At 69.2% G+C, this 12,041-nt stretch carries 5 protein-coding genes; 1 reads left to right on the forward strand and 4 read right to left on the reverse strand.

The window, feature by feature from the left end; all coding sequences use genetic code 11:
• Positions 1–41: 41 nt before the first annotated feature.
• On the reverse strand, positions 42–6,104 hold the full coding sequence (locus INR38_RS23420; protein WP_207443531.1) for an MG2 domain-containing protein: 6,063 nt from the start codon (positions 6,102–6,104) through the stop codon (positions 42–44).
• A 420-nt stretch (positions 6,105–6,524) separates the two neighbouring features.
• On the opposite strand from INR38_RS23420, the gene INR38_RS23425 reads away from it, so the two are divergent.
• The gene (locus INR38_RS23425; RefSeq protein ID WP_013800953.1) at positions 6,525–7,850 is read left to right on the forward strand and encodes a hypothetical protein; all 1,326 of its coding nucleotides are present in this window, start codon (positions 6,525–6,527) and stop codon (positions 7,848–7,850) included.
• Here the strand turns inward: INR38_RS23425 and INR38_RS23430 are convergent, their stop codons facing one another.
• Genes INR38_RS23430 through argH form a run of 3 tightly spaced genes read right to left on the reverse strand, consistent with a single transcriptional unit; the run spans position 7,851 to position 11,874 of the window.
• On the reverse strand, positions 7,851–9,347 hold the full coding sequence (locus INR38_RS23430; RefSeq protein WP_207443532.1) for a rhomboid family intramembrane serine protease: 1,497 nt from the start codon (positions 9,345–9,347) through the stop codon (positions 7,851–7,853).
• A gap of 21 nt (positions 9,348–9,368) precedes the next feature.
• Positions 9,369–10,367: a Bug family tripartite tricarboxylate transporter substrate binding protein gene (locus INR38_RS23435; protein WP_013800951.1), complete on the reverse strand. Its 999-nt coding sequence runs from the start codon at positions 10,365–10,367 to the stop codon at positions 9,369–9,371.
• Positions 10,368–10,392: 25 nt separating this feature from the next.
• Entirely contained in the window at positions 10,393–11,874 is a 1,482-nt protein-coding gene (argH, locus tag INR38_RS23440) for an argininosuccinate lyase (RefSeq protein ID WP_012207114.1), read from the reverse strand.
• Positions 11,875–12,041 lie beyond the last annotated feature (167 nt).

A 12,041-nucleotide genomic window follows, 5' to 3' on the forward strand; every position in this document is an offset into this window, starting at 1 on the left:
CCGCAGGGCCGCCCCCTTGTCAGGGCGCCATCAACGCTGCATCAGCGCTTGTCGCTCACCTTGATGCGGGCGTTGGGAACCTCGCCGAACATCTCGGGCGCATACAGCGCCTCCACCCGCGTGGGCGGCAGCGCGAAGTCGCCGGCATTGTTCAGCCGCACGGTGTACTCCACGCGCGTATTGCCCTTGGGCAGGTACTGGTAGTAGGCGCGGTAGGCCTCGAAGCTGCGCTCTTCATAAGCCAGCCAGCCCGCGCCTTCCGCGCGCTCGCCGCCCGAGGCGATCTCCGAGTCGCGCCCCAGACCGCCGCCCAGGATGGTGGCGCCCGTGGGCACGGGGTCGGTGATGGCCACCCAGGTCATGTCGGTGCGGGCCTGCACCTCCAGCGTGACGCGCAGCACGTCGCCGCGCGAGTACTGGCCTGCGGGCAGGCTCTTGTCGGCCTGCTCCACGGGCTTGACCGTGCGCGTGACGGTGTAGCCGGCGCTGAACGGCGCCTTGAGCTGCACGGCCGCCACCGACTGCAGCGTGAGCCAGGGCTTGCCGGTGCCCTGCTGGGTCACCGTCAGCTGGCCCTTGCGGGCATCACCCACCGCGCTCCAGGGCAGGAACATGGTGTTGTTGCGCAGGCCGCCGACCACCGTGGTCGCGCCGAAGCTGGACGCCTGGTGGGCCGCGCCCTCGGTGTCGCTGGCGCGCATGCGCGTGACCTGGCTCCACTCCACGCGGGCCTGGGACGCGCCCAAAGCCGCCTGGGTGGCGCCCGTCACGGGCGTGGCCTCGAACTGCTGCGAGAAGCGCTGCAGTGCCAGCGCGCCCCACAGGTTGGCCGTGGTCGTGCCCCAGGCGCCGTTGCTCTGGCGCGAGATGAAGCCGTTGGCCAGGCGCGGCAGCTCTTCCTTCCACGTCGGGTCGTCCATGTTGACCAGCATCAGGCGGGCCAGGTTGACCTCGGGGCCCTGCATCAGCCACCACCACTGGTCGTCCTGCTCGTTGCTGAAGGCCACGCGCGTGCCCTGGTAGCTCAGGCGTGCGCGCAGGATCTGCTGGGCCTGGGCCAGCTGCTGTTCGCGCTGGGGCAGCTCGCGCATGTGCTTGAGCAGGGCCACCCAGTCGATGACGGCATGCGTGGGCCAGTCGTTGGGCGCGATGGTGATGCTGTCGAGCATGCGCGGATTGGCGCGGCCCGTCAGCGCCAGCGCCTGGATGGCGGCCAGCTTGCGCATGTCCAGATCCTTGCGCGGGCTCCAGAAGCTGCGCTGGATGCGGCCTTCGACGAAGGCGATCAGGCCGTTTTCCATGCGCTCGCGCTCGGCCGCCGGCAGTACGAAGCGCTTGTCCACGCCCTGTGCCAGTGCCGAGAGGTTGAGCAGGTGGGCCGTCAGCGTATCGCTGCCGCGGGCCGCACGGCCCGAGCCGTCGCCTGCCAGCGGGAAGTAGCTGGCCAGGCCGTCGCCGTCCAGGTAGCTGGGCAGCTGGCCCATGGTGGACTGCCACAGCGTGGCGTCGCTCATGCCCACGGCCTTGCTGGTGACCTGCTCCAGGCAGCTGTAGGGATAGCGCGCCCACCAGTCGCGCACGCCGGGCAGGCCTTCGGCCAGCTTGGGCGCCAGCGACATGCGCAGGCCGCCGCGGCCGGACAGTGCATCGGCCGGCAGTTGCACGGGCAGGTTGATGCTGCCATCGACCTGCATCAGCGTGCCCTGCTGCACCGTCAGCGGCACGGCCGGGATGATCCGCTGGCTGACCTTCAGCCTGTCGCTGGCCGGCTTGTCGCCGCCTGCGGTGTCGCGGGCCTCGATCTCCCAGATCAGCGCCTCGGCGCGGGTCTGGCCCAGCTGGGCCGGCGCCGTGACGTTCCAGGCCACCTCGCGCGCCTCGCCCGCGGGAATCTCCACGGTCTGCGCTGCCAGCTCCAGCAGCGTGGCACGCGGCGTGACCTGCACCTTCATGGCCTTGGCCGAGGTGTTGCGCAGCGTGACCATGGCACGGAACTGGTCCTCCTCGCGCACCAGCGGCGGCAGGCCGCTGATGATCTGCAGGTCCTGGGCCGTGCGGATGGGCGCCTGGCCCGTGCCGAACATCGACACGCCATGGTCGGCCACCGCCACCACCTGGAAGGTGGTCAGCGAGTCGTTGAGCGGCACGCTGACCTGGGCCTTGCCCTGGGCATCGAGCACCACGCTCGGATTCCACAGCAGCAGCGTCTCGAACAGCTCGCGCGTCTGGCTGCGGCCACCGCCGCCGCCAGCGGCCACGGCCTTGCGCCCGTAGTGGCGCCTGCCGATCACCTCCATCTGCGCGGTCGAGGTCTGCACGCCCCACTCGCGGCGGCGCAGCATCGCGTCGGCCAGCTGCCAGCTGGTGTTGGGCATGAGCTCCAGCAGGGCCTGGTCCACGACCGCCAGCGCCACCTCGGCGCCAGCGGCGGGCTTGCCGTCGGGCAGCGTGGCGCTGATGGTGACCTTGGCGGTGCCGCGCACCTGGTAGCTGGCCTGGTCGGCCGTGACCTTGACGTCGATGCGGTGGGCCTTGGTGCCCACGCGGATCTCGGCCATGCCCAGGCGGTAGGCGGGCTTGGACAGGTCGACCAGGGCCGTGGGCGCGATGTATTCCTTGCCCTCGTGCCAGAAGGCGTTCCACCACTCGCGCGGCGCCTTGAAGCCCCAGGTGAAGAAGCTGTACCAGGGCACCTCGCGCAGTCGCCCGCGCAGGGCCAGCACGCTCACGTAGACGTTGGGGCCCCAGTCGGGCTGGACCTTCAGCTCCACGGTGGGGTTCTGGCCATTGAGCTGCATGACCTGGGTGCTGACGATGCCTTCGCGTTCCACGGCGACCAGGGCCGTCGCGTAGCGGAAGGGCATGCGCACCTGGAAGCGCGCGGTCTCGCCGGGCTCGTAGCTGCGCTTTTCGGGCAGCACGTCCATGCGGTCATGGTCCTCGCCGCCGAACCACAGTTCGCCCTGGCGCGTGACCCAGACGCTGGAGGCAGCCTGGGCGGGCCGGCCATCCTTGTCGGAGGCGGTGACGATCAGCTCCACCTCGCCGGGCTGCGACAGCTGGGCCTCGCACTGCACCATGCCCTGGGCATCGCTGTTGCCCGTGCACACCGTGCCCATGGACTTGAGCGTGGTCTGGTTGTCGTAGCTGTAAAAGCCCCCCACCAGGCGCTTGCGACTGCTGGTGGTGACGCGGGAGATGGCCTCCACCTTGACCGGCACGCCGGCCTGGGGCTTGCCGTCCACGCCCAGGGCCAGCGCCTGGAACTGGAGCTTGCGGCCCGTGGTGATCCAGCTTTCGGCGCGCACGCCGGCCACGATGGCCGCGGGCCACAGCATCTGCGTGCTGCGCAGGGTCTGCACCTCGCCATTGGGGTCGGCATAGGTGGCCTCGATCAGCAGCTCGCGCGGCTCGCGCAGCTTGGGCAGGTTCTCGATCTTGAGCTTGCCCAGTCCTTCACGGTCCAGCGTCACGGGCAGCTTGTCGGCCACCACCTTGCTGTCCTGGGAGGCCGTGGCCTCCTCGTCATCGCTCTGGCCCGTGTCCTGGGCGCTGCGCGGTGCCGAGAAGCTGAAGCCCTGCCAGTCGCTGCGGTCCATCCAGGTGGAGCGCACCAGGGCGGACACGCGCACCGGCAGGTTGGCGGCCGGGCCGCCGGAGACGTAGTTCACCTGCACCTGCACCGGCAGACTGGAGACGCCGACCAGGGCCTGCTTGCCTTCGGGACCCACGCGGCCTTCGAGCACGGGCAGGCGGAATTCCTCGACACGGAAGCTGCCCGTGCCGAAGCGGTTGTTGCGCCCGCGCGAGCCGTTGCCATCGCCGCGCAGCTCCACGGAATACGAGCCGAGCTTGGCGCCCTTGGGCACGGAGAAGCTGTTTTCCGCACTCAGGCCGCCCGTGCCCGTGGAACGCCACTGCAGCGGCTGCGTGTACTGCTGGCCGCTGCCTTCATGGGTGATGACCAGTTGCGTGGGCCGCTGCTCGGGCAGCGCAAAGCCGCCCTGCCCCTGGCCGATGCCGGTCTGGGTGCGCATCAGGTGCTTCATGGACACGGTCTCGCCGGCGCGCAGCAGCGTGCGGTCGAAGATGGTGTGGGCCACCTCGTCGCGCTGGGCGCTGCGGCTGGTGGGCACGTTGAAGCGCCAGGACTCGATGCCGCGCTGCCAGTCGCTCCAGGTGAAGGCCAGCTCCTGCTGGCCGTCCTTGCCCTGGGCGCGTGCGCTGACGAAGTAGGCAGGCGAGCGGTAGCCGACACCGCCCGTGCACTGGGGCGGCTCGGGCGACAGGCCGTCCAGGCGCGCCACGCCGCTGGCGTCGGTGGTGGCCGAGGTCAGCACCTTGCCATTGCAGTCGGAGACCTGGATCTTGGCATTGGCCACGGCCTGGCCCTTGTCCAGCGTGGTCACCCAGGCGGCCGCGTTCTCGCGGCCGAGCTTGAAGTGCACGGACAGGTTGGTCACCAGGGCCGAGGTGCGCACATACATGCTGCGCGCCGAGCCGTAGCGCTCATCGAGCAGCGACTGGCCCAGCAGCGGCGAGGCGATCTCGACCACGTGAAAGCCCGGCGTGAGCGGAATTCCCACCACCTCGAAGGGGCGCGGATCGCCCTTGACGGGCTTGGGCAGCTCCAGCGTCTTGACGTCGCCCTGGCCGGCCAGCAGCGACAGCATGCGCGTCTGCACATAGTCGCGGTTTTCGTTGTCGATCACGGGCGGCAGCGGGCCCTTGATGTCGCGCGAGGCGCGCTTGCGGTCCATGTCGGAGGACTCGTAGTCGGCCACGCGGCGCATCCAGGCGATGATCTCGGCATCGCTGCCGGGCTGCTTGGTGCTCACGCGGCTGGCATCCAGGGACTTGGTGGCCAGCTCGGACTCCACGTTGCGCAGCGTTACGGGCAGCAGGGCCGGGCCGTCCGGGCCTTCGGCATAGCGCTCGACGATGCCGAAGGGCGAGGCCGCGAACTTGGCCAGCGGCGGCAGCGCGCCCGTGGCCACCTGCAGCGGGAACATGTCGGCATTGCTCAGGCTGCGGCCCGCCGCGTCCTTGAACTGCGGAGGCAGCTCCACCGTGTAGCGCGCCTGGGCCTGCATGGTGGCCGGGAAGCTTAGGTTCTGCACCAGCGAATCCTCGCTGAGCTTTTCGCCGTATTCGCCGTCGATCACGGGGGCCACCTTGGAGGCGCCGCTGCTCAGGCGAATGCCCTCGGCCAGCTTGCGCGGCACGGGGGCATTGAAGCTCAGGCGCATGGGGCGGATCGGCAGGCAGGCGGCCTGGGCGTTCTCGCGCTCGCAGCTGAACTCGGCCGCGAAGGGTTCGCGCACGCGGTACTCGAAGCGCTTGTCCTGGCGGCTGGCCACGCCGTTGGGCGTGGCGATGCCGGCGCCAAAAACCAGCTTCATGGTCGTGCCCGCCGTCAGCCGGCGGTTGCAGGCCAGCGTGGCGTACTGCAGCGGGTTCTTGGCAGCGGCCTTGTCCCAGCCGCGGTGCTTGAGCAGCTCGTCGCGCTCCTTGCCGTCGATCAGGCGCACGGGAATGCGCTCGCCCACGCCTTCGGCCGTGCACCACATGTGCTGCTGCAGGCTTTGCAAGGTGGCCGGGCCCGACAGGCGCAGCGCGAAGTACTGCTCCTCGTCGATCTGTTCATAGGTGTCGGGCGCCATGTCCAGCACGGCCGGGCCGCCGGTCTGGAACTGGTAGCTGGCAGCGCCCGTCACGGCCGTGCCCGCAGGCGACTTGTAGCCGGCCACCAGCTGGGCCGTGCAGCGCACGCCGGGCGGCAGGGCCTGCTTGAAGTCGAACACCCATTCCCGGTCGCTGTTCCAGCGGCCCGTGCCCTGGGTGGCCGCCGCATCGCTGCAGCTGAGCGTGACCGGCGCGGCCGCCTTGGGGTCGCCAAAGCGCACGGCCGTGCCATCGAACTGCACCACCACCTGCTCGACCTTGGCCACCTCTCCCTGGGGGCTGAACTGGCGCACGCCCACGGCCTGCGCCGTCAGCGCCACCGATCCCAGCAGCAGGCCCAACCCCCACCGGCTCCAGGGCCGGCTGTGCGCCGGAGCCCCCTGCAACCCACTGATCGCTTTCGTGCGAAGCACCCCCATGGCAATCCCTTCTGTCGGGCTCAGATGGCCCGCTGTTTTCTTGGAATGAGCAGGCTTTCAGCACTGCGACGCGAGCTGTCCGCATGACACGCTGCAAATGAAAAACCCTGCGCTGCTGGCAGGGCTCGGCGGCAAGGGCTGGAACAAGGCGCAGGCCTGTCGCCCGCATGCACCGAATGCAGGGCCGCATCCGCTGCGGCTGAAAACCACTGCGCGGGATGATACCGGCCCGCATCCGCTGCAGGCCCTGCTGCGGGTGCCCGGAACCGGGTCTGCGGTGTATCCGTCTGTAAGACATCGGCGCATCAACACGTCATATCCGTGCGATCACAGGGCTCACCTCCCACCACAGGCCCCGTCAGACTACATACAGCGTGCTGCCTATACTGCGCGGATACAACACAGGGAGAGAGTCCGTCCATGAAGCCGAACCACGTTGCCGTGCCTCAGCCGTTCTGGCACCGGATCAACCAGTTCTTCGCCTTTCCGTTCCAGTCACAGCCGCTGGGCTATGCGCTGCTGCTGTCGCTGGGCAGCCTGCTGTTCAAGGCGCTGTTCTTCCTGCCCGCACCCCTGGCCATCGGGCTGGTGCAGATCGGTATCCTGCTGGCCGCCAGCCGCTATGGTTTCAAGGTGGCAGCGCTGGGTTCGCAGGGCATATCGCGCGCTGCGGACTATCCTCGCCACCTGGACCCGGACTGGACCCATCTGCCCTGGAAGCTGTTCGCCATTTTGGTGGTGCACGGCATCATCGTCGGCTGGTGTGCGCGGGTGAGCCTGGGCATGGCACAGCTGGCCCTGCTGCTGCTGTCCTTTTTGCTGCCGGCCAGCATCATCGTGCTGGTGCAGACGACGGGCTTTTTCTCCGCACTCAATCCGCTGCTGATCCTGGACACGGTGCGCATCATCGGCAAGCCCTATGCGCTGTTGTGCTTTTTTCTGTTCCTGTTGAGCAGCGGTGCGCAGATCGCCATGTCGCTGCTGCTGCCGCTGTTCAGCGGGCTGATCCTGCTGCCGCTGTTCAACTTCGCCATGATCTATTTCGGCTGGGTCATGGCCAGCCTGCTGGGCTATGTGATGTACCAGCACCATGAGGCTCTGGGCATCGACGCCGTGCCCCAGGCAGACAGCGGCCCCGACGGGGCGCCTGCGCGCACGCCCGAACAGATCGCCCGCCAGCAGCTGGACGAGGACGTGGCCGAGCATGTGGCCGCTGGCGACCTGGCCGCCGCGCTGGGCCTGGCCTACGAGGACCAGCGCACCCACCCCGACGATACGCATGCCCAGCGCCGCTACCACCGCTTGCTGCTGCTGTCGGACAAGACGGCCACGCTGCTGGACCACGGCCGGCGCTTCATCGCCCTGCTGCTGCGCCAGGGCCAGACCGCCGAGGCGCTCAAGGTGTTCCAGGCCTGCCGCGCCAAGGAAGCGAGCTTTGCGCTGGACGATGCCGACCAGACACTGGCCCTGGCGCGCAGCACCTGGCGCGCGGGCGATGCACAGGCGACGCTGACCCTGATCTCGGGCTTCGACAAACGCTTCAAGGGCCATGCCGCCGTGCCCCATGCCTATGAACTGGCGGCGCGCCTGATGCTGCAGGGCTTCGGGCGCCGGGACATGGCCCAGGGCATCCTGGCCACGCTGCAGGCGCGCCATCCCGACAGCGAGGCCACGCAGGAGGTGCGGTGGCTGCTGCGTGACCCGGAACCGGAACAGGGACCGGACCCGCGCCCGGCCCCGCACTGATCACGCCGTGGCCTGGGACCGGGCCTGCCCGTCGAGCAACAGCCGGGTCACGGCCTCATCGGGCGCCCAGCGCTGCAGTTGTGGCAGCCAGGCGCGGGCGCGCTGTGCCAGCCCCTGCTGCAGCAGGCCGTTGACCAGCAGGCACAGCGTCTCGCCCAGGCCCGGCTGGCCGGGTGCTGCCTGCAGCAGCGCGTGGCACAGCTTCTCGGCATCGTCGAACGCACGGGCACGCGTGAAGCGGCGCACCAGTCTGGCCATGTCCTCGGGCGCGATCCTGGCGCCTGGGCGGGCCAGGTCCAGGTAGATGCGGTAGCTGTCGTGCTGCCAGGCGAGGGTGGCGGCATCACGGGCCGGCAGCCTGAAGATGCGCCGGGCCGCACGGTGGAAGTCCTCGCTGGCAGGCGCATAGCGGGCCGCGGCAAACCAGGCCCGCAGCACCTCGGTGTCGGCAGGCCGCAGCTGGGCTGCGGCGCGCCAGACGCGCAGGGCGCCCTCCATGTCCAGCGCCTGGCCCAGGCGTCGCGCGTTGGCGACATGTGCGTCGAAGCCATCGTCCGGCGCCGAATGATGGCCAGCCAACGCCGCCCGTGGCTTGCGGCGCAGATGCAGGGCCATCAGGGCTGCGCCCGTCAGCAGACCGCCCAGATGGGCCATGTAGTCCACGCCCCGGCCGCTGAAGAAGTGCTGCAGCACTTCATTCGCGATCCAGGCCGGCAACAGGATTAGGGCCGGTGCCGTGACGTAGTTGAAGTAGAAGAACAACTGGTAGAAAAAGCGGATGCGCCGCAGCCGGTACATGACGGCGTACATGCCCATCAGCGCTGCGACCGCGCCCGAAGCGCCCAGCCCGTGACCATAGACGCCCGCACCCCCAAGGACCCAGGAGGACAGCAGCGAAGCCCCGACGGCCCCCAGCAGATAGAACAGCAGATAGGTGGCCCGCCCCAGTGCCAGCTCCACCGAAAAGCCGAACATGAAGAGAAACAGCATATTGCCGACCAGATGGCCCGTGCTGGCATGCAGGAAGGCCGACGTGATCCAGGTCACCGGGCGCAGCGGCGCGTCCTCGCCATAGTCCTGCGCCCAGCGCGTGGTGAAGGGCGGCGGCTGCAAGGCCTCGTAGCGGCTGCGGTCCGTCTGCCACTGCCCGTGCAGGGGATCGCTGGCCCCAACGATCTGGCCGCTGCGCAGCAGCGCCAGAAAGGCGGGCTCCTGCTCCATGCGCTGCAGCAGCGGCTCGACCAGGCCCTTTTTCTGCAGCACCTTCGCCTGCTTGGCAATGGGCGAATCCGTGCGCTGCAGCCAGTCCACAAAGCGCGGCAACTCGATGCCCGGCAGCGCGCTGGCGGCATAGAACTGCGCCGCCGTCTGCTGGGCGCGCTCCTCGGAGCGCTGCGGCCCGAAGAACACCAGCACGTTCACGAGGATGATCAGCAGCGTCATCCACGGCGGATTGCTCCAGCGGGGCCGGTCCTCCAGCGGAATCGCGTAGAACATGCGGGACCGCTGGACGCGCGCTTACTGCGGCTGGAAGCCGCTGGTCTGGATGATGCGTTTCCAGACCTGGGTATAGGCCTGCTCGCGCTCGGCCAGTTGCGCGGGTGGCATGTGGCCCACGGTCAGGCCCAGGGCGGTGAGCTGCTCGTGCACATCGGGCTGCTTGAGCACGGTGGCCACGGCGGCGGAGAAGCGGTCGATGAAGGCCTGGGGCGTGCCGCGCGGCGCGTAGATGCCGTAGTAGGGCGTGTCCTCGAAGCCCTTGACGCCCTGCTCGGCCAGCGTGGGCACTTCGGGCATGGTGGCCTGGCGGCGCGTGCCCAGCACGCCGATCACGCGCAGCTTGCCGGCCTTGTGGTTTTCCATGAAGTCCTGCACCGAGGCGATGCCGGCCGGAATCTGGTTGCCCAGCATGTCGGCCAGCATGGGCGCGCTGCCCCGGTAGGGCGCGGCCACCAGGTCCAGCTTGTAGTGCTCGCCCAGCAGCCTGACCAGGAATTCCGGCGTGGACGCGGGCGCGGGAATGCCGATGCTGCCGCGCTTTGCGCCCTGGCGCACCCACTCCACATACTCGGCAAGGTTGCGCGCCGGCGTGTTGGCGGAGACCGCCAGCGCGTTCACGAAGGTGGCAAAGCCGGCCACGGGAACGAAGTCATGGCCAGGGTCGAAACCCGGCTTCTTCACCACCTGGGGCAGGATGGAGATGGTGTGGTCGTGCGTGAGGAACAGCGTGTGGCCATCGGCCGCAGCCGCCTTGAGCTGCTGCGCCGCGATCTGCCCGCCCGCGCCGGGGCGGTTGTCCACCAGCACCGTGGTGCCCAGCACGTCCTTGAGCCGGTCGGCCAGCAGGCGCGCGATGGCATCCGTGCCGCCGCCCGGCGGAAAGCCCACCAGGATGCGGATGGCCTGCCCGGGCTGTGCCCAGGCCAGCGGAGCCAGGGCCGACGAGGCGGCAACGGCAGTCACTGCGCCGGCAGCGCGCAGCGCCCCGGTCAGCAGTTGGCGGCGGGAGGATGTCATGGCGCGGCTCCGGCGAACGGGGGGATCAGCCCAGGCGTGCGTTCAGGCGTGCATTCAAGCGCGCCTGGTGGCCTGCGAGCTGCTTGCGCACCTGGGCCGGCGCCGTGCCGCCCAGGGTGTTGCGCGCGTTGAGCGAGCCTTCGAGGCTGAGCGCCTCGAAGACGTCCGCCTCGATGCCGGGATTGAAGGCCTGCAGTTCGGCCAGCGGCAGCTCGGTCAGGTCCACGCCCTTTTGCGAGGCCAGCTTGACGGCATGGGCCACGGTCTCGTGCGCGTCGCGGAAGGGCAGGCCCTTCTTGACCAGGTAGTCGGCCAGGTCGGTGGCCGTGGCATAGCCCTTGAGTGCGGCGGCGCGCATGGCTTCGGCGTTGACGGTGATGCCGCCCTTCTTGCCGCCCGTGGCCGGGTCGGCCTGGCCGCCGATCATCTCGGCGAAGATGCGCAGCGTGTCCTTCAGGGTGTCCACCGTGTCGAACAGCGGCTCCTTGTCTTCCTGGTTGTCCTTGTTGTAGGCCAGGGGCTGGCCCTTCATCAGGGTGATCAGGCCCATCAGGTGGCCGACCACGCGGCCGGTCTTGCCGCGTGCCAGCTCGGGCACGTCGGGGTTCTTCTTCTGCGGCATGATCGACGAGCCCGTGGTGAAGCGGTCGGCGATGCGGATGAAGCCGAAGTTCTGGCTCATCCAGATGATCAGCTCTTCGGACAGGCGGCTCACGTGCACCATGCACAGGCTGGCGGCCGAGGTGAATTCGATGGCGAAGTCGCGGTCGCTGACGCCGTCCAGCGAGTTCTGGCAGACGCCTTCCATGCCCAGGGTGCGGGCCACGCGCTCGCGGTCCAGCGGGTAGGTGGTGCCGGCCAGGGCGGCGCTGCCCAGCGGCAGCACGTTGACGCGGCGGCGCAGGTCCAGCATGCGCTCGGCGTCGCGCTTGAACATTTCCACATAGGCCAGCAGGTGGTGGGCAAAGCTCACGGGCTGGGCCACCTGCAGGTGGGTGAAGCCGGGCAGGATCACGTCCACGTTCTTCTCGGCCACTTCGACCAGGGACAGCTGCAGTTCGCCGAGCAGGCCTTCGATGAGGTCGATCTCGCCGCGCAGCCACAGACGCACGTCGGTGGCCACCTGGTCATTGCGGCTGCGGCCCGTGTGCAGGCGCTTGCCGGCGTCGCCGACCAGCTGGGTCAGGCGGGCCTCGATGTTCAGGTGCACGTCTTCCAGGTCGAGCTTCCACTCGAACTGGCCGGACTCGATTTCCTGCGTGATCTGCGCCATGCCCTTGCGGATGGACTCGTGGTCGGCGGCGGCGATGATGCCCTGGGCCGCCAGCATCTCGGCATGCGCCAGGCTGCCCGTGATGTCGGCCTGCCACAGGCGCTTGTCGAAGAACACGCTGGAGGTATAGCGCTTGACCAGATCGCTCATCGGCTCTTCAAAGAGAGCGGACCAGGCCTGGGCCTTGGTGTCGAGCTGGTTGTGCGAGGCGGACGTTGGTTGATTGGCAGACATGTGAGAACGCGATCTTCGATTAGGCGGTGCAGGCGGTGGGCGGCACGCCCCCCGCGCGGGCAGGAAGCGAAGATTCTATCGACCTGGGCGGCGCCACGCCCGTGCAGGGGCCTGCATGGGCGGTGTGACCGCTGTGCAGGCCCGCCCGGCATGACCATAATCCGGGC

This window comes from Delftia sp. SD018 (genome assembly GCF_017355445.1).
Lineage (GTDB): Bacteria > Pseudomonadota > Gammaproteobacteria > Burkholderiales > Burkholderiaceae_C > Comamonas > Comamonas acidovorans.

Excerpts from the sequence above, each read along its gene's own strand:
- INR38_RS23425 (WP_013800953.1), top strand. The coding sequence starts at position 6,525 with ATGAAGCCGAACCACGTTGCCGTGCCTCAGCCGTTCTGGCACCGGATC.
- INR38_RS23430 (WP_207443532.1), bottom strand. The coding sequence starts at position 9,347 with ATGTTCTACGCGATTCCGCTGGAGGACCGGCCCCGCTGGAGCAATCCG.
- INR38_RS23420 (WP_207443531.1), bottom strand. The coding sequence starts at position 6,104 with ATGGGGGTGCTTCGCACGAAAGCGATCAGTGGGTTGCAGGGGGCTCCG.
- INR38_RS23435 (WP_013800951.1), bottom strand. The coding sequence starts at position 10,367 with ATGACATCCTCCCGCCGCCAACTGCTGACCGGGGCGCTGCGCGCTGCC.
- argH (WP_012207114.1), bottom strand. The coding sequence starts at position 11,874 with ATGTCTGCCAATCAACCAACGTCCGCCTCGCACAACCAGCTCGACACC.